Origin of the sequence: Mycobacterium persicum (genome assembly GCF_002086915.1) — a bacterium.
GTDB classification, from domain to species: domain Bacteria; phylum Actinomycetota; class Actinomycetes; order Mycobacteriales; family Mycobacteriaceae; genus Mycobacterium; species Mycobacterium persicum.
Genome location: NZ_MWQA01000001.1, coordinates 3221320 through 3248170, shown reverse-complemented (window position 1 = coordinate 3248170; position 26851 = coordinate 3221320). Strand labels below are relative to the sequence as shown.

The 26851-nt window shown below is 65.3% G+C and carries 23 protein-coding genes; 14 read left to right on the top strand and 9 right to left on the bottom strand.

Going from position 1 to position 26851, the window contains the following annotated elements; all coding sequences use genetic code 11:
* Complete coding sequence (locus tag B4U45_RS14890; protein WP_082275561.1) at positions 1–1068, bottom strand: cation diffusion facilitator family transporter; 1068 nt, start codon at positions 1066–1068, stop codon at positions 1–3.
* Between the two features lie 214 nt (positions 1069–1282).
* Positions 1283–2176: a glycosyltransferase family 2 protein gene (locus tag B4U45_RS14885; RefSeq protein ID WP_082275560.1), complete on the bottom strand. Its 894-nt coding sequence runs from the start codon at positions 2174–2176 to the stop codon at positions 1283–1285.
* Between the two features lie 717 nt (positions 2177–2893).
* On the opposite strand from B4U45_RS14885, the gene B4U45_RS14880 reads away from it, so the two are divergent.
* A complete protein-coding gene (locus tag B4U45_RS14880; protein ID WP_083154731.1) occupies positions 2894–4045 on the top strand; it encodes a PPE family protein in 1152 nt (383 codons plus the stop codon).
* Between the two features lie 683 nt (positions 4046–4728).
* Here the strand turns inward: B4U45_RS14880 and B4U45_RS14875 are convergent.
* Complete coding sequence (locus B4U45_RS14875) at positions 4729–6705, bottom strand: cytochrome c oxidase assembly protein (RefSeq protein ID WP_075548634.1); 1977 nt, start codon at positions 6703–6705, stop codon at positions 4729–4731.
* 161 nt (positions 6706–6866) lie between these two features.
* Between B4U45_RS14875 and B4U45_RS14870 the strand changes: the two genes are divergently transcribed.
* The 10 genes from B4U45_RS14870 (at position 6867) to B4U45_RS14825 (ending at position 16164) form a co-directional block, all read left to right on the top strand.
* Positions 6867–7505, top strand: a complete 639-nt coding sequence (locus B4U45_RS14870) for a DUF5134 domain-containing protein (protein WP_083154726.1) — start codon at positions 6867–6869, stop codon at positions 7503–7505.
* Positions 7506–7630: 125 nt separating this feature from the next.
* Positions 7631–8737, top strand: coding sequence for an ABC transporter permease (locus B4U45_RS14865; RefSeq protein ID WP_075548633.1), 1107 nt, complete (start codon positions 7631–7633; stop codon positions 8735–8737).
* An 81-nt stretch (positions 8738–8818) separates the two neighbouring features.
* Positions 8819–9517, top strand: coding sequence for an ABC transporter ATP-binding protein (locus B4U45_RS14860; protein ID WP_075548652.1), 699 nt, complete (start codon positions 8819–8821; stop codon positions 9515–9517).
* A 100-nt stretch (positions 9518–9617) separates the two neighbouring features.
* Positions 9618–10280 carry a peroxiredoxin gene (locus B4U45_RS14855; protein ID WP_075548651.1) on the top strand — a complete coding sequence of 221 codons (663 nt, stop codon included), beginning with the start codon at positions 9618–9620 and terminating at the stop codon, positions 10278–10280.
* 29 nt (positions 10281–10309) lie between these two features.
* Positions 10310–11455, top strand: coding sequence for a LuxE/PaaK family acyltransferase (locus B4U45_RS14850; RefSeq protein ID WP_075548632.1), 1146 nt, complete (start codon positions 10310–10312; stop codon positions 11453–11455).
* A gap of 3 nt (positions 11456–11458) precedes the next feature.
* Positions 11459–11857 (top strand): iron-sulfur cluster assembly scaffold protein, encoded by a 399-nt coding sequence (locus B4U45_RS14845; RefSeq protein ID WP_075548631.1) that lies wholly within the window; start codon positions 11459–11461, stop codon positions 11855–11857.
* Positions 11858–11921: 64 nt separating this feature from the next.
* Positions 11922–13058 carry a cysteine desulfurase family protein gene (locus B4U45_RS14840; protein ID WP_244174393.1) on the top strand — a complete coding sequence of 379 codons (1137 nt, stop codon included), beginning with the start codon at positions 11922–11924 and terminating at the stop codon, positions 13056–13058.
* On the top strand, positions 13055–14161 hold the full coding sequence (locus tag B4U45_RS14835) for an ABC transporter permease (protein ID WP_075548630.1): 1107 nt from the start codon (positions 13055–13057) through the stop codon (positions 14159–14161). Before B4U45_RS14840 ends, B4U45_RS14835 begins: the two co-directional genes overlap by 4 nt.
* A gap of 15 nt (positions 14162–14176) precedes the next feature.
* On the top strand, positions 14177–14491 hold the full coding sequence (locus B4U45_RS14830; protein ID WP_075548649.1) for an acyl carrier protein: 315 nt from the start codon (positions 14177–14179) through the stop codon (positions 14489–14491).
* A 29-nt stretch (positions 14492–14520) separates the two neighbouring features.
* Positions 14521–16164: an AMP-binding protein gene (locus tag B4U45_RS14825; protein WP_167381694.1), complete on the top strand. Its 1644-nt coding sequence runs from the start codon at positions 14521–14523 to the stop codon at positions 16162–16164.
* A 13-nt stretch (positions 16165–16177) separates the two neighbouring features.
* Here the strand turns inward: B4U45_RS14825 and B4U45_RS14820 are convergent, their stop codons facing one another.
* The 5 genes from B4U45_RS14820 to B4U45_RS14800 all read right to left on the bottom strand — a co-directional run bounded on the left by B4U45_RS14820 (position 16178) and on the right by B4U45_RS14800 (position 21546).
* Entirely contained in the window at positions 16178–16984 is an 807-nt protein-coding gene (locus tag B4U45_RS14820; RefSeq protein WP_075548629.1) for an SDR family NAD(P)-dependent oxidoreductase, read from the bottom strand.
* Between the two features lie 640 nt (positions 16985–17624).
* Complete coding sequence (locus B4U45_RS14815; RefSeq protein WP_075546008.1) at positions 17625–18395, bottom strand: 5'-methylthioadenosine/adenosylhomocysteine nucleosidase; 771 nt, start codon at positions 18393–18395, stop codon at positions 17625–17627.
* A 25-nt stretch (positions 18396–18420) separates the two neighbouring features.
* The gene (locus B4U45_RS14810; protein ID WP_075545995.1) at positions 18421–19290 is read right to left on the bottom strand and encodes an SDR family oxidoreductase; all 870 of its coding nucleotides are present in this window, start codon (positions 19288–19290) and stop codon (positions 18421–18423) included.
* A 31-nt stretch (positions 19291–19321) separates the two neighbouring features.
* Positions 19322–20092: a DUF2127 domain-containing protein gene (locus tag B4U45_RS14805; RefSeq protein ID WP_075546007.1), complete on the bottom strand. Its 771-nt coding sequence runs from the start codon at positions 20090–20092 to the stop codon at positions 19322–19324.
* Between the two features lie 65 nt (positions 20093–20157).
* Positions 20158–21546 (bottom strand): MmgE/PrpD family protein, encoded by a 1389-nt coding sequence (locus B4U45_RS14800; RefSeq protein WP_082275292.1) that lies wholly within the window; start codon positions 21544–21546, stop codon positions 20158–20160.
* Positions 21547–21893: 347 nt separating this feature from the next.
* On the opposite strand from B4U45_RS14800, the gene B4U45_RS14795 reads away from it, so the two are divergent.
* Genes B4U45_RS14795 through B4U45_RS14785 form a run of 3 tightly spaced genes read left to right on the top strand, consistent with a single transcriptional unit; the run spans position 21894 to position 25046 of the window.
* Positions 21894–22478 carry a DUF222 domain-containing protein gene (locus B4U45_RS14795; RefSeq protein WP_075545993.1) on the top strand — a complete coding sequence of 195 codons (585 nt, stop codon included), beginning with the start codon at positions 21894–21896 and terminating at the stop codon, positions 22476–22478.
* Positions 22479–22509: 31 nt separating this feature from the next.
* Positions 22510–23496, top strand: a complete 987-nt coding sequence (locus B4U45_RS14790) for an AAA family ATPase (protein WP_075545992.1) — start codon at positions 22510–22512, stop codon at positions 23494–23496.
* Positions 23496–25046: a DHA2 family efflux MFS transporter permease subunit gene (locus tag B4U45_RS14785; protein ID WP_183154947.1), complete on the top strand. Its 1551-nt coding sequence runs from the start codon at positions 23496–23498 to the stop codon at positions 25044–25046. Before B4U45_RS14790 ends, B4U45_RS14785 begins: the two co-directional genes overlap by 1 nt.
* A gap of 57 nt (positions 25047–25103) precedes the next feature.
* Here the strand turns inward: B4U45_RS14785 and B4U45_RS14780 are convergent, their stop codons facing one another.
* Positions 25104–26720, bottom strand: a complete 1617-nt coding sequence (locus B4U45_RS14780; RefSeq protein WP_075545991.1) for a PE family protein — start codon at positions 26718–26720, stop codon at positions 25104–25106.
* Between the last annotated feature and the right edge of the window lie 131 nt (positions 26721–26851).

The following is a 26851-nucleotide window of genomic DNA, read 5'->3' as shown; positions in this document are numbered from 1 at the left end:
TCACGCGGACGAGCGCCCAGGCGGGCAGGCGCTGTTGCCGTTTGGGTGATCGGCGGGGTACGCGTGGATCAGCGCCGTGGTGAGTTTGGGGACGGCGTGGACGAGATCGTGTTCGGCGTCGTGGGCAATGCGGTGTGCCGCAGCCAGGCTCAGGGTTGGCTCGATGTCGAGTTCGGCGTCGACGTGCAAGCGGTGGCCGATCCAGCGCATCCGTAGGCTGCGAACTGCTCGAACCCCGGGCAGTGCGGCCAGGGCGGTTTCGGCAGTGTCGATGAGGGCCGGGTCCACGCCGTCCAGCAGGCGGTGGAAAACGTCGCGCACCGCGGTGCGCAGCACAGCCAGAATGACCACGGTGATCACCAGACCGATGATCGGGTCGGCCAGCGGGAAGCCCAGGGCGGCAGCGCCGGCGGCAAAAAGCACGGCCAGGGAAGTGAATCCGTCGGTACGGGCGTGCAGGCCGTCGGCAACCAAGGCGGCTGAGCCGATGCGTCGGCCGACGCCGATCCGGTACAGCGCGACCCATTCGTTGCCGACGAATCCCATTAGACCGGCCAGGGCAAGCCAGCCGACGTTTTCGACGGGCCGGGGGTGGATGAGCCGCACGACGGCCTCGTAGCCGGCGATGACCGCCGACATCGTGATCATCGCTACCACGAATAGGCCAGCCAGATCCTCGACACGGCCGAAGCCGTAGGTGTAGCGGCGGGTGGCAGCCTTGGTGCTCAACGCGAATGCGATCCATAGGGGCACCGCGGTGAGCGCGTCGGAGAAGTTGTGGACGGTGTCGGCTGCCAGGGCAATCGACCCGGAGATGAGCACGACGGCAACCTGGGCGAGCGCGGTGATTCCCAGCACCAACAGGCTGATCTTGACCGCACGGATCCCGGCCGCACTGGCTTCCAGCGCATTGTCGATGCTGTCGGCGGCGTCGTGAGAGTGCGGGGCGAAGATCTCTCTGACCACGGCTCGCCACCCTTTGCGATGGTCGTGGCCGTGGTGGTTGTCCGAGTGATTGTGACCATAAGTGGCCGCGCCGCTGAAGGTTTCGGTGTGATGGTCGCTCATTTCCGACGTGCCTTTCGCTGCGGAAGGTCGGCGGTGATGCCCCGACCGGCGCGGGCCGGCCCGCCCGCTCGGCGAACTGGTTGACCAACGACTCGTCGTCGCCCACACTCCGGAACCTCACGCGACACGCGTGAAGCCCACATACCTGCGTTCATGCGCAGATACTAAACCATGGCACCAGGTGGTGCCATCGCTTATCTCGTCATGCCAGCGTTCAGACTGCCGCCCAGACCCGCCGAGCCCGCAGCCCAGCGGCGATGGTGAACCGGCCGCGCAGCCTTGAAAACGTGAACCGATTGTTCTCGGCGTCATAAAAGAACCGCAGTGTTCGGACCGGGAAATATCCGAGCATGAGAACGGTAATCGTGATACGCGCCGAGCGGCTCTTGACACCGTGCGCCTTTGTGGTCCTGGTATAGCGCGTGGCATATCGGAAAAAGTCGAGCGGTGAGCATTCCACCCGGCGGCCAGACGCGCCCGCCACCATCGTGGATTCGTACGCGATCTCGAAATTGTTCTTGAAAAGCGTCAGCGCAAGATCGATGTCTTCGTGCAGTCGGTCTTCCAGGTCCAGCCGCGTGAGATGACGCACCGCCTGCCACGCCGAGGTCCGGATTGCCATGTTGGCGCCCAAGAGGAACCGTTGATCGGTTGCCGTGCGATGCAGCTTGCGGCGGACCAGGTGGTCGATCCTGAATATCAGCCAACGCAGTGGAATGTCGTAGTAATGGACCGGGCCGGTGGCCGCATCGACGGCGGAGTCTTGAAAACACCGGCGAATCGTCTCGACCCAGTCTCTGTCGACGATGGAATCGGCGTCAATCCGGCCGATGATCTGACTGCGCGCATGGTCGAACCCACAGTTTCGCGTCGGCGCGATACCTAGATGCTCAGTTTGGTTGACCAGCTGTATATCGATATGGGGGTTCGCTTCTTGATACCGGCGCACGATCGATACGGTGTTGTCACTCGACTTGTTGTTGACAACGATTATCTCGTCCGGTGCCGATGTTTGGTCCAGGCATGCCTCAAGACATTTGCCGATAAAGCGTTCTTCATTATGCGCGGGGACAACGATTGCCACGGACGGCCGCTCAGACATCGCCATGACCTCGCTAGATCGCAATGTCGCGCCGAGCCGGTCTGATGCCAAAAGCAGCAGCGGTACAACAAACCTCGGCTAATGAATTGGCGTTCGACATACGCCTGTCCCGCGGGTCGTCAAAAAGGACTTTGAGCCCACATCGGTTATCGGCCGATAGCAACACCAGTCGATGATATCAGTTGATAACTGGCCGCCAAAGGCCGGTTTGCCAACCGGCCCGCAACCTCGCCTGGATGGCAGCCTCTGGCCACCCGCGAGCACCGAGCGAGGGCCACGGTCGCCAATATCCGATCAACAACCCTTGACGCACCAGGTATCGCCCGATAACCTCGGTATCAGTCGATAACCGATGGCCGGCGCCGGCGTCGGAACATCAACCACGACACGTCGCAGCGGTTATCGGCATGCTCCGTCACGCCAACGCAGCCGGCGACGGAGCTCCCGCGGGCTTTCAGACCACTTGATTGGCAACAACTTTGATCACCCGTGCGATTGTTCGGGCTTCGCGGAACTGAGGAGGAAGCGGATGTTCGTTGCGGCGCAACCGGCAATGCCGCCGACGTCGACGAAGCGTTCACGCGGTGGGCCCGGCGCGGCGCGATATCGGGTGGTCAGTGCTTTGGCCGCCTTCGGGACCGGCTCCGGTTCGTACGCCGCCGCTGCGGCCGCCGGCGCGATGACAGCCCGCTAAATCAGCCGAGCTGGGACGAGGGCACACACATGATGGATTTCGGAGCACTACCACCGGAGATCAACTCCGCCAGAATGTACGTCGGTCCGGGTGCCGGCTCGCTGCTGGCCGCGGCGGCGGCGTGGGAGTGTCTGGCGGCTGATCTGTACTCGCTGGCCGCGTCATACGAGTCGGTGATCTCGGGGCTGACGGTGGGTTCCTGGCTGGGTCCGGCGTCGGTGTTGATGGCGGCCGCGGCGGCGCCGTATGTCGCGTGGATGAGCGCTACCGCGACCCAGGCCGAGCAGGCCGGCATCCAAGCCATGGCGGCGGTGACCGCGTTCAATGCCGTGTTTTCGATGACGGTGCCGCCACCGGTTGTCGCGGAGAACCGGGCCATGCTCATGACACTGGTCGCCACCGATATCTTCGGGCAGAACGCCGCGGCGATCGCGGCGACCGAAGCGCAGTACGCGGAAATGTGGGCCCGCGACGCCGCCGCGATGTATGGCTATGCGGCTGCCTCGGCGGCCGCATCGACGTTGACGCCGTTCGAGGAGGCCCCGGAAACCACCCGCACCGATGGGCTGGCCCGGCAGCTCGCACTGGTCGGGCAGGTCGAAGCCGCCGCCATCAGGCAGCTGATGTCCGTGGTGCCGCGGGCGCTACGAATGCTCAGCGAGCCGGCACCGTGGAACTGGCTGGTGGAACTGTGGAGGGAGATCTCGCCGCACCTGGGCACCTTCAGAGACATCGTGTCAATTGGGCAGAACTGCGTTTCGGTGACCAACAACACGCTTGCCATGACCCAGATGGGCGCCGCGATGTCCAGGGTGGTGCCCGCCGCGATCAGCGAGGCTGCCGGCGCCGCGGCCAAGGCGATTGCGGGCGGGACGACAGCGGTGGGGTCGGCTTCCGGCGGGCTGGCCGGTTCGGGGTTGGCGGCCGGGTTGGGCCGGGCCGCTTCGGTGGGCTCGTTATCGGTACCGCAAAGCTGGGCCGCGACCAATCATGCGATCAACCCGGCTGTGCGGGCGCTGCCCGCCACCAGCCTGGGCAGCGCTGCGCAAGGCGCGCCGGGACACATGCTGGGCGGGCTACCGCTCGGGCCGACACCCTCCGGCGGTGGCAGCGGTGTCAACAGCGCGTTGCGGATCCCGCCGCGCGCCTATGTCATGCCCCGAATCCCAGCGGCGGGCTAGCACTGCGGGTTCGGGGTGCCGATTTCTGCCCACCCGTTACCGACACATTCGTTGCGCCCCTTGGCTCGTCGCTGATAGGCGGGCATATTGTCAACCGGCTAAGCCTGGGTCCGCGTGATTGCTTGGACCAGGACTCTGGGTAGCGCGGTGGCTAGATGCGAAGTCGCACCATCGACATCTTTCATACCGATGTCAGGCCGAGCAGGTAACCGGTTTGCCCGCCAACCAGCCACACGCTTAGGCGCACAACAGATCCGTCACTGAAAGCGGTTGTGGGACTGCGGCCCCGATATGGGGAACTGATCACGCCGAGTGTGCGCTCACGGCGCCGACAGTGCCGTCAAGGCGGTCGATCATAGATTTTCCCGCCCTACGCACACAGCCAAAGCCGTCATTGCACACCCGATACAGCGGCATGACGCCAAATTCGGTGAGGACGCGATATCCCCCGAACGCCCGCCATCACAAGCGATTTGAGCGAAGGAGCGGTATCGGCGTGCCAATCACACAGCCAACGTGGGCATGGGCATCATCGAAGGCTGGGCGCGAATCATCGCTGACCAGCCGCATGAGACGGGCAAACCCAACACCGCAAACCCGCGGATACCGGGGTGGCCGATGCGACGAGTCCGAAATGAATCCGACTGCTGCTCAGCAGCTCCGGCCCCAGGATCCGGCCCGCATCATCGACGCATCCGGGAAAGTTCGCGAAGCATCGCGTTGTAGGCATCCAGGTCGTCGTCGGCGTAGTTGCTGTCCGCATGCCGGTCCTCACGGGTGGCGACACGCCGGTCCTGGCGCGCCCACTGCGCCACTAGCGCCACGATCACGATGACAATGGGCAGTTCGGTTGCACCCCAGGCAATTCCGCCGCCAAGATGCTGATCGGCGACAATACTCGGCAGCCAGGGAAGCGCAACCGACTGGTAAAATCCGCTGCCAATCGCCGATGACATGGTCATCAACGCGATGCCGAAGAAGGCGTGAAATGGCATGACCGCGAACAGCAACCCGATCCGACCCGGATAGGGAAGCCGGCGTGGTCCCGGGTCGATACCGATGATCGCCCAGTAAAAGAGGTACCCGACGATCAGGAAGTGGACGGCCATGAACTCGTGGCCCCAGTGATAGCGCACCAAAATGTCGAACAGCGGTGTGAAATAAACGATGTACGGCGAGGCCACAAAGAGGATGAACGCGGTGATCGGATGCGACAAGAACGCTGTCACCCGCGAATGCAGCAGCCAGGTCAGCCACTCGCGGGGGCCGGGCGGCTGTCCGTCACCGGCTGCGGGCAATACCCGCAGCGCCAAGGTGACCGGGCCGCCCAACACCAGCAGCACCGGGACGAACATGTTCAGCGTCATGTGCTCGGCCATGTGGACGCTGAACATCGCCGACCCGTAGGCGCGCATGCCCGAGCTGCTGGTGAAAACCAGGACGATACAACCGATCAGCCATGCCATCAATCTGCCGACGGGCCAGGCATTGCCGTTCATCCGCAGGCGCACGTAACCGACCACATAGCCGACGGCGAGCACCACGCCAAGTGTCCCGACCAGGCTGTCGAACCGCCACTCGGTGAGCAACGTGGCGACGTTCGGCGGCTCCGGCAGTTCGTACCCGAGAAAGACGTCCCACGCCGAGAACTGGTGGGTGACATACCGCGGCGCGGTCTGAACCGCCATCGCGGCCACCGCAGCCATCACGGCCATCATGGCCACGGCGCCGGCGATACGGGCACCGCCGGAATCCCCGGGCCGGACGAATAAGCGCCAACAGTCCGATAACCACACCAGCGCTACCACCAGGCCCGCCGCCAGACCGAGGCGAGCAAAGTCCGAATCCAACGACCATCCCGGGATCAGCAGATACAGCAGCACCGCTCCGTAGGACAGGGTCAACGCTCCGCAGGCCACCTGCATCACCCGCACAGCCCGACCCGGCGGCGCGGTGGCCACCGCAGTGGCCGTCTTCAGCCCGGTCAGCGCGGCAAGGGCCAACGTGAAGACAATCGCGGCGCTGGTGGTGTAGTCATGGTCCGGCCCCTGCCCCGCGTTACCGGTGACCGCCGTCGCAACCGCGGCGATCACGGTGGGGATGAGCAACACGAAATGGCCGACCCATCGAGTGGTGAGCCGCAGCGTGACGGTGACCACCAACGCGCCGATCGCCGCCACGATCCATGCCCGTGCGACCTCAGAGGCGCCGACGGCGTCGAGCAGCGCTCCACCGCCCAACAGCTGCGACGGCGCCACACCGGCATCGTGGGCGGCCTGAATGACCACCATCACCACCGCAAGCCCCAGCCAGGCAACGGATAAACGCTCTGCCACAAGGTGAATCCGGAATGCCGCCGCATCGATCAAGCCGTCGTGCTCCGGGCGCGACCCGATGACGACGTACAACAAGGCACCCAGGCACACTGCGGTCGCCAACGACGCCAGAAAGTATCCGAGCGGCTCCGCGACGCAAAGCAACGCACCCGGATAGGGGTTACCCGCCGTGGCATAGCGGCGCGCTCCCGACGCCAGCCCGTAGCCAGCCAACACCCCCGAGATTCCGATCAGACCAAGAAGCAGCCCGGCCAATGCCCACGAGATCGACCGCGGGGCCGGCGCCGCCGACGGCGAACGGTCAGCGGTCGCGTCGGTCTGCACCCCACGAGCTTACGACCCGATGTCGCACCGGGCGCCCGTTGCCCAGCCTTGGATTCGCCGGCCTCACCGACCGATGGCGGACCGCATATTCTTCGGAGGCTGTCGATACCGAGCCTGAAAGGACGTCATGACCTCCCCGCACCCCGGCGATCGAGCTCCACATGGTCGATGAACTGCTGCTTCGTTGGCTGGTGACCGGACTTTTCATGCTGGGCGGCGCCAGCTACGTCGTCGCCGCGATCGGCCCGCGGCGACGGTGGGTCTACCTCGTCAGCAATGGGCTGCATCTGGTGATGGCGATTGCGATGGTGGTGATGATTTGGCCCTGGGGTCTCCATGCGCCGACGACCGGACCCGCGGCCTTTTTTCTGCTGGCGGCCGGGTGGTTTATCGCGCTGACCGCCGTCTCGGCCAAGACGATCGCACAGTGGACGGCCGGCGGCTACCACGCATTGATGATGCTCGCTATGACATGGATGTACGTCGTGATGAACGGTCATCTGCTGCCCGGCAACCCGGTCACCCCCCACCAGGCATCGACGGCCAACTCGATGCCTGGCATGCAGATGTCTGCGATGCCCATGCCGGCGGACAGCATCCAGCCGGGATGGGTGGCCTCCGTCAACTGGTTGTGGTTCTTGGTCTTCACGGTCGCGGCGATCGTGTGGGCCGCCATCTCCATGGCCGGATGGCGGCGCGGTGGGACCGGCTGCACGCGCGACGTCCTGGCGCAGACCGGCCGGATATCGATGGCTCTGGCGATGGCTATCGTTTTCGCCGTCCTGCTCTTTGGTGGTTGACCGGACTACACCGGCACTCGTGGCGCATCCGACAACTCCCATGGAACTTCTTGCGGCTCGCCGGCGACTACCTGCTTTGTGGATTGGGTTACCAGGTTCGCGTGTGAGCAAGGGCTTGTAGCTGGGTGATCGTCGCCGTCAAGAATCTCGTCGCTGAACGTGCCCGGTTGGTGTTCTCGGTGTTGGGAGTGGGGATCGCGGTCCTGTTGGTATTGGTGATCTCGGGCATCTTCGTGGGCACCACTAATCGGGTCACGACCTACATCGACCACTCCAGGGGAGCCGTGTGGGTGGTACAACCCGGGGTATCGCAGATGTTCAAAGCGGTGTCGTGGTTACCCGGCGACGGCAGAAACCGCCTGCTGACCGTCCCCGGGGTGCAATCGGCGGATCCGCTGCTGGGATCACCGTCCGATTTTGTGCACAACGGCACCCACACCGCCTACTTCGTGCTGGGCTATGACATCCGGACCGGCGCGGGTGGCCCGTGGTCGCTGGCGCAGGGCCGCAACGTCGCGCGCTCCGGTGAGGTGGTGCTGGACCGGGTGCTGGCTACCAAGAACGGAATCCGCCTTGGCGACAAGGTTCGAATCGTCGACGAGAATTTCACCGTCGTCGGGCTGTCCAACCAGACCGCCGCGGTGACGAACTACTACGCGTTCATCTCGCTGCCGGACGCGGCGCGGCTGCTGCGGGCCGGAAATCGGGTGTCCTACTTCCTGGTTCGGCCCCGGGACGGTTACACCGCGGAGCAGGTCGCCGCCGCGATCCACCGGGACGTGGCGGGCATGGATGCGTTGCCCGCCGCGGCCTTTGCCGAAAAGAGCCGCGACATTGTCGTTTCCATGATCGGACGGCCGTTGAAGACGATGATCGCGATCGCGGTGTTGGTGGGTGTCGCGCTGGTGGGTTTGACCGTGCTGGCGGTGACCAATGAGCAGCTGCGCGATTTCGGGGTGCTGCGCGCCCTGGGGGTGCGCCCAATCCAGTTGTGCCGCACAGTTCTTGCCCAGGCGGCGGTGATCGCCGGGCTGGGCTATCTGGCCGGCGCCGCCGTCGCCTACGGCGCGCAGTTCCTGATCGCCGACCGCCTGGGCGACGTCACCGTCGAGATCACCCCCACCATGCTGGCCGCGATGGCCGCCGCCACCGCCGTCATGGCCCTCCTCGGATCACTGATCCCGGTGCGCCGTGTCGTGCGGATCGATCCCGTCACCGCCTTTAGACGCTGACCCGAAGTGAGGATGCCCATGCGCTGCCCGGTGTGCCATCACAACGCCTCGGCCCCCCGATGTGCTCAGTGCCGCAGGCCGATTCCGGAAGACACGTCGGGTCCGGTGCTGCGACTGAGTGATATCACCGTTGACTACGGCGACGGCGCGACGGCGGTGCACGCTCTGCAGGGCGTCGACCTATCCGTCCAACGTGGCGAAGTGGTCCTGGTGGTCGGGCCCTCCGGGGGCGGCAAGACCACCGCGCTGCTGGTGATGGGCCTGCTGCTGACCCCCGACGGCGGCTCGGTGCACATCTGTGGCCACGACGCCGGCCGGTTGTCCGAGCGCCGGCGTGCCGAGCTGCGGCTGGCCCGGCTGGGCTATCTGTTTCAGGACTACAACCTGTTGCAGTCACTGACCAGCGTCGAAAACATCGCGCTACCACTGCGTTACGCGGGTGTACGCAAAACCGTGGCGATCGCGCGGGCCCAGCAACTGCTCGACGAGCTGGATCTGGGGCATCGCGCGCAGCACCGCCCCGCGGCATTGTCCGGAGGCGAGAAACAGCGGGTGGCCGCGGCTCGTGCGCTGGCCATGGGCCCGGACGTGATTCTGGCCGACGAACCCACCGCCAACCTCGACTCGGCTACCGGAAAGAAGGTCAGCGCGCAACTGGCCGGCGCGGCCAAAGCCCAGGACTCCGCGGTGGTCATCGTGACCCACGACGCCCGCCTCGAAGACATCGCCGATCGAGTCCTGCACCTCGAAGACGGTCGACTACTGGCCGCCGCGACCTAGGAGCCGAACTCACAGCCCCCCAATGTTTCCCGAGACACCCGAAGCGAAAGGCAGCGGCCGCGCCGCTGATGGCAACACTCGACCGGATTGGAGCGACTTCATGACACTGACGATCGGCAGCACCGCCCCGGATTTCGAAGCGACGACTACCGAGGGACCGATCAAGTTCCACGAGTGGATCGGCGATAGCTGGGCAGTGCTGTTCTCCCATCCCCGCGACTTCACCCCGGTATGCACCACCGAACTCGGCTATCTGGCCACCATCAAGCCGGAATTCGACCGTCGCAATGTGAAGATCATCGGGCTGTCCACCGACCCGCTCGACAGCCACGCCGCATGGTCGAAAGACATCGCATGCACCAGTGGTACGGCGCCCAATTACCCGCTGATCGCCGACACCGACTACGCCGTATCCAAGGCATACGGGATGTTGCCCGCCAACATCGCGGGCGACCCCAGCGAACACCCGCCCGCCGAACTTGCCACCCTACGAAACATATTCGTCATCGACCCGAACAAGACGATCATGCTGGTGATGATCTACCCCATGACGACCGGCCGAAACTTCGACGAGGTGCTGCGGGCGATCGACTCACTTCGGCTGTTGAACAACGGGTTGGCTACCCCGGCCCAGTGGCGGCAGGGCGACGACGTGATCATCGCTCCCTGGATCTCCGACGAGCAGGCTCGCCACACCTATCCCGACGGCTGGCAGGGCCCGCTTCCTTACCTGCGTTACGTTCCAAGCCCCCAAGGGCTTTAGGTCTGGCTGGGGGGCTGAAGGAGAAGGTCGTGGATTTAGTCACCATGCTGGGCATGCCTGGTGATGCGTTGCGCGCACCGGCCGCCGAGACGCGCACGTCGCTCACCGACGTGCTGCGCAAGGCATTTGAATATCACTTTCAGCGCAACGGCTTCTATCGCGCGCAGTGCGACGCCGCGGGGGTGACGCCGGCCGACATCCGCGACTACGACGACCTACACCGGATCCCGCTGCTGCCGGTCGGCATGTTCAAACAAACCGGTGCCCACGTTCTGCTGACGTCGGGCCTACAAGACATCGAGATGGAGATCCGGTCTACGGGCACCGGCGGAGTGCCGTCGGTCGCTCGCCGGGATACGTTGACCGTGACCCGGGCATCGGTGGGGCTTTTGGGCTGTTATCGCGACTTCTTCGGCATTTCCCATGGCGCGGGACTGTTCCTCTGCCCGTCGACGGCCGAGGTGCCCGAAATGGGCATGGTCAAGGTGTTCAATCTGCTCACCGGGCTGCTGGACGATCACAGCTACCTCGTCCGCGACTACTCGTTTCGCCCCGATGAGGCGTTGGCCCGGCTGCGCCACTGGGACGGCAAGATGACCAGGCACATCGTCGGCCCCCCGTTCATCGTCGCCCGCTTCATGAGATACCTGGAATTGGAGGCGATTTCACTGACCCTGGACCCCGAATCGCTGATCATCATGCTCGGCGGCTGGAAGCAATACACCGGACGCTCGATCAGCCGTGCGGAGTTCAACGACAAGGCCGAACGGTTGCTGGGTATCGACCGGACCCGGATCCGCGACATGTACGGAATGATCGAATCCAACATGCTGGCCATCGAGTGCGAGCACCAACGCAAACACGTCCCACCGTGGTGCTATCTGTCCATCCGCGACATCACCGACCCCACAACCGAACTCGGGACCGGAAAGACCGGTGGTATCGCGATCCTGGACGCACTCAACACGGCCTATCCCGGCTTTCTGCTATCCGACGACGTCGGCGAGGTCGACGAAGGCACCTGCCCCTGCGGCCGAACCGGCCAAACCGTGCAATTCCGCCGCCGCCGGCATGGGGCCGAATTGGGTTGCTGCGCCGTCAGTATCGAGAAGTACCTGGATTCCCGCGAGGTGGTCGCCGAATGCGAACTCGCCCAGACAAGCCGGGGGGGATAAACGATGCCGCGATACAGCCCCACGGTGGTCGATCACTTCACCAACCCCCGCAACTGCGGGCGGCTCGCGAACCCTGACGTCTGCGCCTTCGTCGGCAACCCAGTGTGCGGCGACCAGATTTTGCTCACCGTACGCGTCGAGGCGGACGCTGTCAGTGAGGTTGCGTTCGAGGCGTATGGCTGTTCTGCTTCGCTTGCTGTCGGATCCATCCTGACCGAGCGCCTCGGCGGCATGACGATCTCTGACATTGCCGCCCTGGACGCCGCACGAATTCTGCAATGGTCGGGCGGGCTCGGACCTGACCAACAACACGTCGCAGTGCTGGGTGCCGACGTGGCCCACCGGCTCGCCGACAACTACCGCAAGGGAATTCACGACGATGGCACCTGTTTCGCCGGTTGACGGCCGGGCGGTCGTGTCCGCATTGCCGATCCACCCGGGTACCGATGGGGTTGACGGCCTCTACTTGGACTATGCGGCCACGGCGCCATTACATCCGGCTGCGGCCCGGGCTGTCCACGCCGGCCAACAGCTGCTGGGCAATCCGTCGAGCGGCCACGCGGCGGGGCGCGCGGCCGCCGACGCGCTGCGCGACGCGCGCCACTCGATTGCCCGGCTCCTGGGGGCGACTCCCCACGAGGTGGTGCTGACTTCCGGTGGTAGCGAAGCGAATGCGCTCGCATTATGGGGAACGTTCGCCGCCCACGGGTTCACCGGTCACCTGGTGACCACCTCGATCGAACACTCGTCCGTCCTCGAAAACGCCCGCACACTCGAAGAATTGGGCGTCGCGGTGACGATCGTCGATCCCGGGCCCGGTGGTCATGTCGAGGCGGCGGCGGTCGCGGCCGCGATGCGCCCCGACACGGCGCTGGTATCGGTGATGCACGCCAACAACGAAACCGGCGCCATCCAGCCGGTGCGCGAGATCGCGGCGCTGGCCGCCCACGCCGGTGCGGCTTTTCACATGGATGCCGTGCACACCGCCGGCAAGCTCAGCCTCGACGCGGTAGACGCGTCGCTGATCTCGGTGTCGGCGCACAAGTTCGGTGGCCCGCGCGGGGTGGGTGCACTGGCCGTCCGCAACGGGCACCGACTGGTGCCGATGGTGCGCGGCGGGCCGCAGGAGAACCGGTTGCGCGCCGGGACCGAGAATGTCGCCGGGGCCATGGGAATGGCTGCCGCCGTTGAGGTCTGCCTGCGGCGCAGGTCGTTGGGCCACCGGTTGGGCATGCGCGAGCGTCGTGAGCAATTGATCCTGGGCCTGGCCGACGCCGGGGGTGTGCATGTCAACAGCACCGAACCGGTGCTGGAGGAGACGATCAGTGTGCGATTCGACGGCGTCCGCGCCGACACCCTGGCCGATGCGCTGGATATGCAGGGCATCTACGTTTCGACCGGGTCGGCCTGCCACGCCGGACACGACGCCGTGTCGTACGTGCTGACCGCGATGGGATTGACCGAACCGACCGCACGATCCACCGTACGGTTCTCCCTGGGTCCCGAGGTGACGCCCGACGACATCGACCGTGTGGTGTCGGTCACGACGCACGCGGTCCAGCGGTTGCGCGGCATCGCCGGTAAGACAGGAGATCGTCAGTGATCATCGCCGTCAAAAACCTCGTCGTCGAGCGTGCCCGGTTGGTGTTTTCGGTGTTGGGCGTGGGGATCGCGGTGCTGTTGGTGTTGGTGATCTCGGGCATCTTCGTAGGCACCACCAATCAGGTCACCACCTACATCGACCATTCCAAGGGCGCCGTGTGGGTGGTACAGCCCGGCGTCGAACAATTGTTCCGCGCCGTGTCGTGGTTGCCCGCCGAGGACAGAAATCGCCTGCTGACGGTTCCCGGCGTCCAGTCGGCCGATCCGATCCTGGGCCAACCGTCCGACTTCGTCCACAACGGCACGCAGACTGCGTACTTCGTGGTCGGTTACGACACCCTGACCGGTGTGGGCGGCCCGTGGTCGCTGGCGCAGGGCCGCAACGTCGCCCGCTCCGGCGAGGTGGTGCTGGACCGGGTGCTGGCCACCAAGAACGGAATCAAACTCGGCGACAAAGTCCAGATTGTCGACGAAGATTTCACGGTTGTGGGGCTGTCCAACCAGACCGCCGCACTGGGCAACTTCTACGCGTTCATCTCGCTACCCGATGCAGCGCGGCTGCTGCGGGCCGGAAATCGGGTGTCCTACTTCCTGGTCCAACCACGGGACGGCTACACCGCTACCCAGCTCGCCGCCGCGATCCACCGCGACCTGCCCGACATGGACGCTCTGGCCGCTGCCACGTTCACCGACAACAGCCGAGCCATCATCATTTCGATGATCGGGCGACCGTTGAAGACGATGATCGCGATCGCGGTGTTGGTGGGTGTCGCGCTGGTGGGTTTGACCGTGCTGGCGGTGACCAATGAGCAGCTGCGCGATTTCGGGGTGCTGCGCGCCCTGGGGGTGCGCCCAATCCAGTTGTGCCGCACAGTTCTTGCCCAGGCAGCGGTGATCGCCGGGCTGGGCTATCTGGCCGGCGCCGCCGTCGCCTACGGCGCGCAATTCTTGATCGCCGACCGTTTGGGCGACGTCACCGTCGAGATCACCCCCACCTTGCTGGCCGTGATGGCCGCCGCCACCGCCGTCATGGCCGTTCTCGGATCGCTGATCCCGGTGCGCCGTGTCGTGCGGATCGATCCCGTCACCGCCTTTAGACGCTGACCCGAAGTGAGGATCATGACCGAAAACCGTTCCGCGCTGATACTTCCCGAGGCCGGCGAAGTCATCGCCGCATTCCGCCACGCCCTCGAGAAGGTGCTGGCGCCCGAGGATCTCGCGCAGGTCGACCTCGACCGGGTCGACTCCGGAACACCGCTGCTCAGCCTGCCCATCGACTCGGCGGTACTGATGTCGTTGATGACCGAGCTCGAGGACAGGTTCGCGGTGTTCATCGACGAAGAGGCGGCGTTTGCGTTCCACACCGTTGCCGATGTCGCGGACTATGTGCGGCGACGGCTGACCGACAAGGCCGGCCGGCTGGCCGGCGCGTGAGCGTTTTCTCGCCCGATGTGCTCGCGCACGTGCGGGCCAACGCACCCGCAATGTCCAGTGGCGCAATCGATTACACTCGCCTGCTGCAGCAGGGCCTACAGCAGATCGATTTCTACGGCACCCGCGAACATCTCGCGACGCTCCCCGGGGACGCCCTGGTGCACCGGGTGCTCGTCCACGCCGGCGCACTCGCCGCCAGCGGGCTGAGCCGGGGCGACCGGATCGTGATGGTGTCGGCCAATACCGAGCAGTACCTGGCGACGCTGCTGGCGGCCCTGCTGATCGGCGCGCTGCCGTGCGCCGTCGCACCGCCACCCACACCGTCGCACGACGAGTCGGCGGGCGTTCAACACCTGCGTGCCGCGATCCGCGTCGTCGATCCCAAGCTGGTGGTAGCTCAATCCCGGGTTACAGCGGCGATACCGGATGCGCCCGTACTCGCTTATGAAGAACTCCACCACGCCCAACCACTTTCCTGGCCGACCGGCCGGCCACCCGAGCCGAGCGACCTCCATCATGTCCAGCTCACGTCGGGTTCGACGTCCGCCCCCAAGGCGGTGCTGCTGACGCACGGCAATGTCGCGCACAATGTCGGCGCCATCGGTTATGCGACGGCCATTGCGCGGGGCCACGACCGGGCTTTCAGCTGGTTGCCGATGTATCACGATATGGGCTTCATCCAGGTGCTCGGCGGGCTGCTCTACGGCTTACCGGTGGGCATCATGACACCCCTGGCATTCCTCCGCGACCCGCTGTCGTGGGTGCGGCACATGACGCACCATCGTTCGACCCATACCGCGGGTCCGCCATTCGCATACCGCGCCACTGCCGACGCTTTCCAACGTGCCAGCGGGACAACCGAAATCGATCTGTCCCCGCTGGCGTACGCGTACGTCGGCGCCGAGCCGATCGCCCACTCCACGGTGCGCTACTTCACCGACACCTTCGCTCGACTCGGATTGCGGCGCGACGCCCTGGTTCCGTGCTACGGCATGGCCGAGTCGGTGCTGGCCACGACTTTGGCGCTGCGACCCGCGGCCACGGCCGCAACGAATTTCGGGCGCGTCCGGGTGTGGGAATCGCGACCACGCCAGGTTGTTTCGTGCGGTAAGCCGGTGGACGGCCTGCGGATTCGTATCGTGGACGCCGACGGTGTGGAGCTGCCGGCGGGCATCGAGGGCCAGATCCAGGTGAGCGGTCCGTCGATCATGCTCGGCTATCGCAATGACGACGGCTCGGTCACCTGCCCGCCCGACGGCTGGCACGACACCGGAGATCGCGGATTCGTCTCCGAGGACGAACTTTTCGTGGTAGGTCGCAGCAAAGAGATGTTGATCGTCCGTGGCCGGAACTTCCCGCCCTACGACGTTGAGCGGACAATCGACGCCATGCCCGACATTGGCGCCGGGCATGCGATCGTCTTCTCGGTCCCAGATGCACGACGTGGCAGAGAATCCGTCATCGCCGTAATAGGCACGAATGCCACGGAAACCGAGCATCATCGAATCCGCGCCGACGTCGCGATGGCGGTACGAACCGCATTCGGGTTCTCCCTCGACGACATCGTGCTGGTTCCCACCTCAGAGATTCCCCGCACCACGAGCGGGAAACTGCAGCGGCTCCAGGCCCGTCAGCGATACCTGGGCCGCCACCTACACGTCGCGGCAACCTGACGGGCGCGCAAGCTCAACTGCGATTCAGCGCAGGGTGGTTGCGCGCCAGGAACGGCAGCATCCACTCGGGCGGCGCGATCCGGAAAAGACCGGCGGCGACGCGGTTCACCAGACCCGGGACGACGACGGCCCGGCCGGCGGCCAAACCCTCGATTCCGGCCTGAGCCACCTGGGCGGCGGGTTTCCACATGATGCGCGGCAAACTGTTTTCGGCTTCCTCCTTGGTGAATCCCGCGGCATCACCGAAGCCGGTGTCGACCGGTCCGGGACACAGTGCGGTCACCCCGACCCCGGTACCACGCAGCTCGCCGCGCAGGCTGTGGGTATAAGACAGCACGAACGCCTTCGCCGCGCCATATGCGGCTTGTCCGGGCAACGGACCGAATGCGGCCACCGACGCCACGTTGAGCACCGCTCCCCGACGACGTTCGACCATGCCCGGCAGGAACCTGCTGCACAGGTCGACGACCGCGGCCACATCGACTTCCACCAGGTTGAGTTCTTGGGCCGGAACGGATTTGGCCACGACGCCGAGCGTCGAGAGACCGGCGTTGTTGACCAGGATGTCCGGTACTAGGCCGAGCGCGACGACCCGATCCAGCAGGCTCGCCCGGTCGCTTCGCTCCGACAGATCGGCGGGCAACGGATGCGCATCCGGTCCCAACCGACCGGCGAGCGCTTCCAAACGATCGGCGCTGCGCGCCACCAGGACGACCTGGTAGCCACGCTGGGCGAGAATCCGCGCAAGTTCCTCGCCGATGCCCGAGGACGCCCCGGTGACGATGGCGGCGCGGTCATTTCCTGGTGGAGGAAGAGGCATACGGCGACCTTACCCGCCAACCCGTTGGGTTCTTGCCGCGTTGCCCGATCCACGCCCGATCCGGGACTGCCACACAGCGACCACGAGGCCTGAATGGGCCTGCTTGACCCACCGTCAGAAGACGGGGATCTGCCCTCGGGCCGCGGCAATCACTCTCGTGGACCTCGGGCTCATGCCGCCGTGTGTGCGATGACGGCTTTGAGTGTGCGTGTAGGGCGGGGACATCCCGCGGCGGCCCGCCCTGATGCCGCACTCGGCGCCATCACCGCACGCTCGGCGCCATCACCGCAGTCTCGGCGCCGTCAACACACGCTCGGTGCCGTCGGCACCGACGCAGGCAGACACCCAGATCGACGTGATCATCGTCGGCGGGCCGGCGCGCCCGAATGACGGATAGCGAATGCGACGGGATGGCCGAAACCTCCTAAGCGTCAACCCTGACCGCACCAGCCCCGATTCTCATCTCACCACACCGAGGCGCAGCCCCCTAATGCTTCCAGCGACAAACGAAGTCCTGCAACGGACTTGCCGTTAAAAGATGCCATAACCCCCCCCCCCCCCGGAGACCGGTGGGACTGATGTGACCGTTGCAGCTACATCCTGCAGGGCGGTGTGCTGGATCAGCATCATCCAAGGACAATTAGATCGTGGATTGGCGGGTGAGCACCGGGAGCAATCGCAGCAGGATCCGGGCCGAGCCGTCGGCGGTCTCGTGGACGAACCGGTTGAAATCCAGGCCGGAATCGCTGCCGGCAAGGTCGGAGAGCGCACGGATGACCAGCCACGGGATACCGAAGGATTCGCAGACCTGAGCCAACGCGCCACCCTCCATTTCGATTGCGTGGCCGCCGAATTCGTGGTGCAGCCGGCTGCGGGTGCGCTCACAGTGCAGGTATTGATCACCGGTCAGAACGGTGCCGAAGGTGATTCGCGGCGGCCGGCCGTGGCCACCCGCTCCGATCGACAGAGACGGCAGGGTGAACCCGTCCAGACGGGCCCGCACGCGCTCGATCAGCCCGGGGTCGGCCCGATAGCCAAGCTGCTCGGTCGGTTTGATGAACGGTATGTGTCCGGGCTGGTAGGGCTGCAGCTGCTCGTCCTCCACCAGGCCGAAATCGTGCTGGACCACCCTTTCGGCGATGACGACGTCGCCGATCTGCAGCTGCGCATCCAGCCCGCCGGCGACACCGGTGAAAACGATCGTGCGGCAACGGAATCGGTCGGCGAGCAACGTCGCGACCAGACTTGTGTTGACTTTGCCCATGCCGGCTGCGGCCAAGACCACCGGGTGGTCGTCGAGCGCGCCCACGTCGAAGCTGGCCTGGGCGATCTGGTGGCGTTCGGGCCCCGACATCAAACCCAGCAGGTAGGACAACTCCTGCGGGATCGCGCAGATAATCCCGATCGTCACGGCGAGCCGCTCGACCGCAACCCGGTCACCGATCACCCGAGGTCATCATGCGGGAACCGCGACGGAACCGCACGAGGTACCCGGGCAGTCGGCGCACCGGCACCGGCTTGGGCCAGTCGTCGGCCCGGAAGTATGCGTCGGAGCCGCCATCGACGAACACCACACTGCCGCAAAGGAAGTCGGCGGAGTCCGACAGCAGGAAGCAAATCCAGTCGGCCATGTGCGCGACGTCGCCGAATCCACCGATGGGAATAGGGAACGACCGAACGGCTTTGGCTTGCGTCGGGTCCGACAGCTGCTCCTGCAGTAACGGTGTCATGATGGCCCCGGGCGCAAGGGCATTCAGCCGTATACCCGAACCGGCCCAGTCCGGCAGCACGGCATGGCGCCGAACCCAGCGACTCACCGCGATTTTCGACGCCGCGTACATGATCGAAGGCGCCCCTCTGCCGAACAACCTCACTGACCGCAGCGCCCCGTCGGCGTCATTCTCCAGCAGTGCTCGCACGGTTCGCCGGGGAACCGCTGGAACCGTCGTCGTTGAGTTGCTTCCGATCACGACCACCTTCGCACGGTCGACGGCGGCCAATGCGGGCCGCCACGCGTGCAACAACTCGACCACGCCCAGGTAGTTGACCTGCGCGATCCGCCGCAGCCGGTCCCGCCCCGGGCCTGGCCCCAAGCCCGCAGCCAGCACGGCACCGTCGAGCCTGCCGCCCGATGTCACCCAGACTCCGTCGGCGGCCTGCGCGCGTCCCTGTGGTGTCGACAAGTCGGCGACGACGTCGGCGTCTTTGAGGTCGACGCCGATCACCGTGTGGCCGTGATCCCGGAGCCGCGCCGCGGCCGCGCGGCCCATCCCGGATGCCGCTCCGGTGATTGCGTAGGTGCCCATTGCGATCTCCGATCCTGCTCGGGCGGCGCCGTCAGGCCGTCATGGCTGCGCGTTCCAGGTCGAGCAACTGCTCGCCGTGCCGTTCTTCCTCATATGCCTGGCGGCCGCCGCGCAGCCCGAACAACCGCTTCGAGATCAACAGGTACAGCACCGCAGCCATATTGATGGTGAAGGTCACCAACCGGGTCATGGTGATGCCCTTGGTCAGGTCATGGATCTCCAACGGCAGGAACAGCGAAGTGGCCACCACCGCAAAATATTCGCCCCAGCGCTTCAGCAGCCATAGGCCCACGCCCTCGACCACCTGCAAGACCGCGTAGGCGGCCAGCATGAACGTGATCAGCGCCAGCGTGGATGGTTTTGCGGCCAGCGCCTTCTCCAGTTCATGTATCGCCGACATTTGATCGACCTTGAACCCGGCCGCGCGAAAGACCGGCAGATCACGATCGAGGGTGGCTTGAATGGCTCCGCGTGCCCCGCGAAACTCCCACACCGCCCACGCGGCCAGACCGAGCACCATGGCCCGGAACAGCCGTTCGACCGCGAGCACCCGGATGATGATGGCCTGACGTAACGCCTTGCCCCGCATGATCAGTGGTGCATCTTCGGGATGTCCTCGTCCATGCGGCTCACCGAGGGTGAAGTCGCCGCAGCGAAGACAGCGCCATACGTCACCGAGCTTGGTCGTGGCGCTCAGCCGGTCCGCCAGTGCCTCGTCGTCGGGTGCATAGGTGGCGTGCCCGCTGACCGCACACGCAATGAGCTCCCACCGGTTCACGCCACGATTTTCACGCTTGGCCACGAGCCGATCATTCAGTGCGGGTGGCGAGCCGCGCAAGACGGCACGCACACCTGCGCCAGTTCCGGTCAGAACCGCGACGAGCTGCGCGGACGCTGGGCGTCCGGACTCACCGCGCCGAGGAGTCCGGCCAGTTCGCCGACACCGATCTCGTCGAGACGCCCGACGGCAGCGATGATGTCGGCGCGCAACCCCTGGTGGCAAAACGGTTCGGTGAGCCAGTGGAATTTGTCCACGACCCGGTCCCATGACAGCGGCCGTGTCGGTGACCCCTCGTAATCGGTTTGCCTACAGGTCAATTCGCGCCCATCCCGGGTTGTCACCTGCACACGGACCGCGGTTCGTCGCGGATACTCAGCAGTCAGTTCAGCTGCGGGCCTGACGTCGACGCGGGCCACCAATTCCTGAACGTCGGCGCACCGAACGCGCTCGGTCTCGAGCTGTCGAGGACCCACTGCCCCGTCGAGCATGGCCACCGCACTCAGGTACTTGAGGTTGTAGTCAGCCTGTTCTTTGGTCCATGGATGATCCTTGTCTCCGTAGGTCCCCCCGCCGGCAATGTCATAGGCACCCTGAAAGACCTCGAGTGTGATTGCGGCGACCTCCGCGCCGTACAGGTTGTGCTGATCGCGCAGCGCCAATACCGCGTCGATGACGGCCTGGCCGTGGATGAGCGAACAGTACTGCTTGAGGTAGGTCTGTTCGACGGAATTCAAGCCGCGATCCTCGGTCCGGAAATCGATTGGCTGGCCGAAAAGTTGTGCCAAGCCGTTAGGTCCTTCGAACAATGACTTGGGCCCGGTGATCCCGCGAGCCGCCAGCATGGTCGCATATACCGCACGCATGCCGGTGATGGCGGGCGAGATGCCTTTCCAGTTCGACACCGGCTCGGCGTGAACAGCGGCCAGCGAGACGTTGTCGGCCGACGATGCGGCGATTGCGTCCGCCGTCCCACCAACGTCCAGCCCGAGCAGCTTGGCCGAGCCGGCCGCGACTGATATCGCCAGTTGCAGCGCGTGGTTGAGGCCGCGCGCCATGACGGGAACCTGGGCACTGAACCGGCATTGGACCTCATACGCGACAGCCAAGGCCAGCAGGAAGTCGGCACCGCTCGCATTGACGTGCTCAGCGACGGCGAGGATCGCGCCGAGGTTGTCGGCGGGGTGGCATAGTCCCCCAACCGTCAGGTAGGTGTCCAGCAGATCTAGGTATCGCACCAGCACCGCATTGAAGAACGCGGCCTGGTCGACTGGGGCTCGTCCACCACCGACGAGTGTCGCTGTCGGACGGCCACTGAAGGCTTCGGTGTGAGCGCGGATCGCGGGGATGATTTCGCCGTCCAGCGCACCCACCGCGCAAGCGATGCTGTCGAGTACGTTGCGCTTGAGCATCAACCGTGAACTGCCGGTCAGGTCGGCCAATTCAGCGTCGACGACGAATCCGGCGAGTTGGTCCACAACGTAGTTGTCTGCCATCGGCTTTCCTTGCGCGGGGACTCGGCGCTGGCGAAGTGGGCGCAACCCGGCCTCACCTCGGGTCGGGGGCGGGGCCAGCTTCAGGCCAGCTTCACGTGGAAAAGCTTGGCATAGAAGTCCGGCACCGAGTTGTGTGCCCTGCGATGTGCGCGACCAGTCCGGCAAGGTGTATAGCAGTATCGCATTGGGTGGCCGCGGCCCAAGCGCGGCCTTCTCGTACAGATGGGCGCTGGTGGGCGTTGTTCGCTGTGGGTGAACATGTGAAATCGGTTGGTGGGCGGGCACTTTCTGACGGGGTTTTGTCGGAGGCCGCCGATAGGTTGAGTGCTATGGAGTGGCAGGCGATCACGGCGGCGTTCGACGGGTTGGATGCGGCGCTGGATGTGGTGGCGGGGCTGAACTTCGATGCGCTGAGCACCGCGCGGTGGTTGGCGCTGCTGCAGCGCTGCGAGCAGGTGCGCCGACGCATCCCGGTGCCCGAGCATCAGCTGATCAACCACCTGGCCCGCCAACCTAGCATCGCAGGGCCGGGCGGCAAGCTCACGCATGCGATCGCCGAGTGGACGTTGACCAGCCGGGCCGCGGCCAGCCGGCGCATTAATGTGGCCGCCGATCTGGGGCCGCGGCGCGGATTGACCGGTGAGCCGATCGCCCCGGCGCTGGCCGCCACCGCCGGCACTCAACGCGACGCCAAACTCGGTGTCGAACACATCGCGGTGATCCGCCGGTTCTGCCGGCAACCGCGAGCGCCAGCCGACCCGGCGGGTATGCGCCAATCCACATCGCCATATCCAGACGCCGACTTATCCAGACGTAGGGCGCAACCTGGTGCTAAACAGGGTTCGTGCATCGTTTTGCTCGGCATCCACTTCGCGCTCAGCGCGCATTCTTCGATGTCGGACAGCGAGCGGTAGCGGCGGACGACATCGGCGTGGGGAAGCCGTCGTGACCTACGGAATGGTGCTCGGCAGGTTCTTGCCGCCCCATGCCGGCCACGTTTATCTCTGCGAGTTCGCGCACCGATGGGTGGAGGATCTGACGATCGTCATCTCGGTACGGGCCCGAGATCCGATATCGGACAGCCGACGCTTGGCGTGGATGCGTGAGCTGTTCCCCTTCGATCGCGTGATTCGTCTTTCCATGGAGAACATGCAGCATCAGTCGGAGCAGCCGCCGTCCTGGGCAATGTGGAAGGAGGGGCTGGAGGAAGTCCTTCCGGCGCGTCCCGACTTCGTCTTTGCGTCCGAGCCCTACGGCGCGGACTTCGCCCGAATTCTCGGAGCACGTTTCGTGTCAGTCGATCAGGCGCGCGCAGTCGTCCCGGTCAGTGGCACGCGCATCCGCGCGGACCCGTTTGCGCACTGGCAGCACATCCCACGCTGCGTGCGGCCCGACTTCGTGAAACGGGTCAGCATCCTCAGCGCCGATCCCCGCGAGGCGAGCGCCCTCGCCAGGGCGCTCGCGGAAAAGCTCGGGACGAAATGGGTTCCCGAATGGTCGAGCGCGCCAAGGGATTTGAACGAAGACTCGGCAGCGGGATCGGATTGGACCGACCTCGTTCGCGGACAGATCGCTTCGGAGGAAGCCTTGGCGCGCGACGCCGACCGAGTGCTGATCTGTGCCACCGATCCGCTGGCGACCACCGTGTGGGCCGAGTTGGCGTTGCGAAACTGCCCCCGGAACGTCCGCGAATTGGCCGGTCGCCCTTATGATCTCACCCTCCTCATGACGCCCGATTCGTGCCCGGAGACGGCCGGCGTGGCGTATCCGCTCGAGGCGGGCGTCGACTTCGTCGACCGCTGCGAGCGTGCGCTGCGCGCGGCGGGACGACCATTCCTCGTCATCAACGGCGGCTGGGAAGAGCGAACTGCCACGGCCCTACGTGCCGTCGAGAAACTGACACCTTCCCACCGCGCGTGGGAATTACGGTGATACGGCGCCCGGGCGGGCGGCAGCCCGGTCTGTCCTCGCACCCCGCGAGCCGAGCCCAACGCAGCAATGCGGACAAGCTCGACGCCAGGCTGTGGTGGATAGCAGGAGTGTGCGTCCTGGGCTCATTCATGAACTTCTTGGACACCACCGTTGTCACCGTCGCACAACGCACGTTCGTCAGCACCTTCGGCTCGACCCAAGCCGTCGCTTCCTGGACGATCACCGGTTACACGCTCGCGTTGGCCGCCGTGATCCCGCTAACTGGTTGGGCAGCCGACCGATTCGGCACAAAACGAATCTTCATCGGTTCGGTTGTCGCCTTCACACTGGGCTCACTGCTGTGCGCGGTAGCGCCAAACATCACCTTGCTGATCGTCTCTCGAGTGCTGCAGGGCTTCGGCGGTGGCATCCTCACGACGCTGACCCTCACGATCGTGAACCGCGAGGCGGGTCCCAACCGGGTAGGCCGCGTGATGGCCGTGTTGGGAATCCCGATTGTGCTCGCGCCGGCATTTGGGCCTGTCCTGGGTGGTTGGCTTATCGACAGCTACAGCTGGCAGTGGATCTTCTGGATCAACCTACCGGTCGGTGTGGCCGCAATCGGCCTCGCCGCAATCGTGCTGCCCAACGACGACCCTGCTCCGTCGCAGACCCTCGACGTCATCGGGATGCTGCTGCTGTCACCGGGCCTGCCGGTGCTGCTGTACGGCATGTCCGGAATCCCAAGCCGCGGCACGGTGACCGACAGGCACGTGTGGATACCCCTGGCCGCCGGTACGGCGTTGATCGTCGGGTTCGTGTTTCATGCCCTCTACCGGTCGGAGAAGCCCCTGATCGATCTGCGCCTATTGACCAACCGAGCGTTCACGCTCACCAACGTCGCCATGTTCTTCTACATCGTCTCCACGTTCGGCGCCGGGGTACTGTTTCCCAGCTACTTCCAGCAGCTGCTGAACCAGACACCGTTGCAAGCCGGGATGAGCGTGGTCCCCCGAGGAATCGGTGCCGCGGTGAGTATGCCGTTGGCGGGAACGTTGATGGACCGACGCGGCGCTCGCGGGGTGCTTCTCATCGGGATCACGCTGAACGTCGCGGGCATGGGTGTCTTCGCTTACGGCGTTGCCCACCAACGCGAGTCCATGCCGCTGCTTCTAGCCGGTCTGACAATGTTGGGGCTCGGCATGGGCTCCACCCGGATGCCGCTGGTCGCGGTGACAATGCAGACGCTGGCCCCAGATCAGATGGCCAGGGGTTCCACGATGGTCAAGGTCAATCAGCAAGTGGCAGCCGCAGTGGGGACCGCGCTCCTATCGGTGATCCTGACCAGCCAGCTCCACCAACCGGTGATGTCGCAACAGCCTTCCCCGCGCGAACTTTCGCAGGCCTACAGCTCAGCACTGGTGGTGGCGGTAGTACTGGTGGGATTGACTTTCATACCGCTGGCATTCCTGTACCAGAAGCCGAAAGCCATGGAGCCGAGGCACCCTGAACGACGCGAGCCCGGTTGCGCCGCGCAGCACCGCGGGCAGTCAGCTACCGGTATTCACTGAGTACTCACCCTGAGGCGACTGGTACAACTCGCCCGATCTGCCGACGCACCCTCGAGATCACGGCGCGTCGAAATTGTGCAGGGTCTGATTCGTCCCCTCGCTCACCGTGACATAGCCGTCCCCGTCCGGGTGGAAGGCGATCGCCTCACCCTGGGATTCGTTCGGAACCGCCGGGCCCATAACCGGCTGCCGGCTGAACGGTGACCAGGCGCTGCTGTTCGGGTCCCGATTCCACAGCAGCACATCGCGATAGGTGCGGACGGCCAATTCCGAACCGTCGGGTGAAAAGTCGGCGCTGGTGACCAGTTTCGAGTTGGTGTGCGACAAGTCCAAAGTTGCGACTTGTTGCAGTGTCGTATCACCGGAACTTCCCCACGCAGTTGCCGGCGCCGAATACACACGTGAAACGTTGGCACTGCTCTTCTCGATGACCATCAGGTTGCCCGAACGCGGATCGACGGCCAGTGACTCGGAGTTGACCTTTTCGCCATTGGGATAGACAAGTCGAAGTTGGTCGACCCCCGTCAACGTGGTGTTGGTGGGATTGGTCGCCGTGCCGGTCACCGTCGGCTCGGGGACGCGGTAGATGACGACGTCGCTGCGCGACAATCCGTTGTCGCCGATGTCGCCGGCATAGATATAGGACTTGCCGTCGGCCGCGGTGGCGACCTCGATGTCTTCCCAGTCGACAGCTTTCGCACCACCAAGTGTGTAGCTGCCCAAGGTTTGGCCGGTCTTTGTGTCAACGGCGAAGATTCGCGCCGAGTCTCCCGAATCATTGTGCACCCAAACGACATTCGTATTCTTGATGCCGGCGTCGACGCCCGATATCTCCGCGAGGGCACTGTCGGTGATGGTTCCCCCGTTCGACGAGACGAGGTCGCCGGAACGGGCCGCGTCGACCACGTTCTGTCCGGGATCAACCGGCCTCCCGGGATCCGACGGGCCGCCCGGATTGCCGGGCGTATTGACCTGGGTACCGGGTAGCCCGGTGGAACCGGCATGGCCGGCAAGTCGTCCGCCGGCGCCGCCGGCTCCGCCCGGACCCGGGTCGACACCCGAACCGCCCATGCCGCCGTTGCCGCCGTCGCCGATCAGCTGCGCGGGGCCACCGACACCACCGGCGCCGGCCGTGCCGCCCGGCACACCGGCCCCGCCGGTGCCGCCGGCGCCGCCATTGCCGATCAAACCGGCGCTACCGCCGTTGCCTCCGGCCTCACCGGGCCCGCCCGATCCGCCGTCGCCGCCATTGCCGTACAGCAACCCGCCAGGCCCGCCGTCGTGCCCGGTGCCGGGCGCCCCGTTGGCGCCGTCACCGATCAGTGGACGGCCCAACAGGTTCTGCGCGGACGAGTTGATCAAGTTGAACGCCGCCTGCGCCAGCGGATTGGCATTGGCCGATTCGGCGGCCGCATACGATGCCGCAGTCGAGGTCAACGACTCGACGAACTGCTGATGGAATGCGCTGACCTGCGCGCTCAGCGCCTGATATTCCCGGGCATACCCGGCGAACAGCGACGCCACCGCAGCCGAGACCTCATCCGCTGCGGCTGCCGGTATTGCGGTGGTTGGCAGCGCTACCGCCGTGCTCGCGGAATTCAGCGCCGCGCCCATGGTTGCCAATTCGGTTGCCGCGGACGACAACAGCTGTGGAACCGCCACCACGTACGACATCGCCGTTCCTCCACCAAGCTATATAATCAATCGCTTGATAGTATCGCTATCCAGTCGTTTGCGGTGTCGCTATCAACCAGATAATCAATCGGTTGATAGTATGTCGCCCCGCCGTTCCCGGGGAGCCATGA

Coding starts and splice junctions, on each gene's coding strand:
- B4U45_RS14810 (WP_075545995.1), bottom strand. CDS start 19,290: ATGGGCACCTACGCAATCACCGGAGCGGCATCCGGGATGGGCCGCGCG.
- B4U45_RS14870 (WP_083154726.1), top strand. CDS start 6,867: ATGGTCGATGAACTGCTGCTTCGTTGGCTGGTGACCGGACTTTTCATG.
- B4U45_RS14855 (WP_075548651.1), top strand. CDS start 9,618: ATGACACTGACGATCGGCAGCACCGCCCCGGATTTCGAAGCGACGACT.
- B4U45_RS14830 (WP_075548649.1), top strand. CDS start 14,177: ATGACCGAAAACCGTTCCGCGCTGATACTTCCCGAGGCCGGCGAAGTC.
- B4U45_RS14880 (WP_083154731.1), top strand. CDS start 2,894: ATGATGGATTTCGGAGCACTACCACCGGAGATCAACTCCGCCAGAATG.
- B4U45_RS14820 (WP_075548629.1), bottom strand. CDS start 16,984: ATGCCTCTTCCTCCACCAGGAAATGACCGCGCCGCCATCGTCACCGGG.
- B4U45_RS14885 (WP_082275560.1), bottom strand. CDS start 2,176: ATGGCGATGTCTGAGCGGCCGTCCGTGGCAATCGTTGTCCCCGCGCAT.
- B4U45_RS14890 (WP_082275561.1), bottom strand. CDS start 1,068: ATGAGCGACCATCACACCGAAACCTTCAGCGGCGCGGCCACTTATGGT.
- B4U45_RS14795 (WP_075545993.1), top strand. CDS start 21,894: ATGGAGTGGCAGGCGATCACGGCGGCGTTCGACGGGTTGGATGCGGCG.
- B4U45_RS14845 (WP_075548631.1), top strand. CDS start 11,459: ATGCCGCGATACAGCCCCACGGTGGTCGATCACTTCACCAACCCCCGC.
- B4U45_RS14780 (WP_075545991.1), bottom strand. CDS start 26,720: ATGTCGTACGTGGTGGCGGTTCCACAGCTGTTGTCGTCCGCGGCAACC.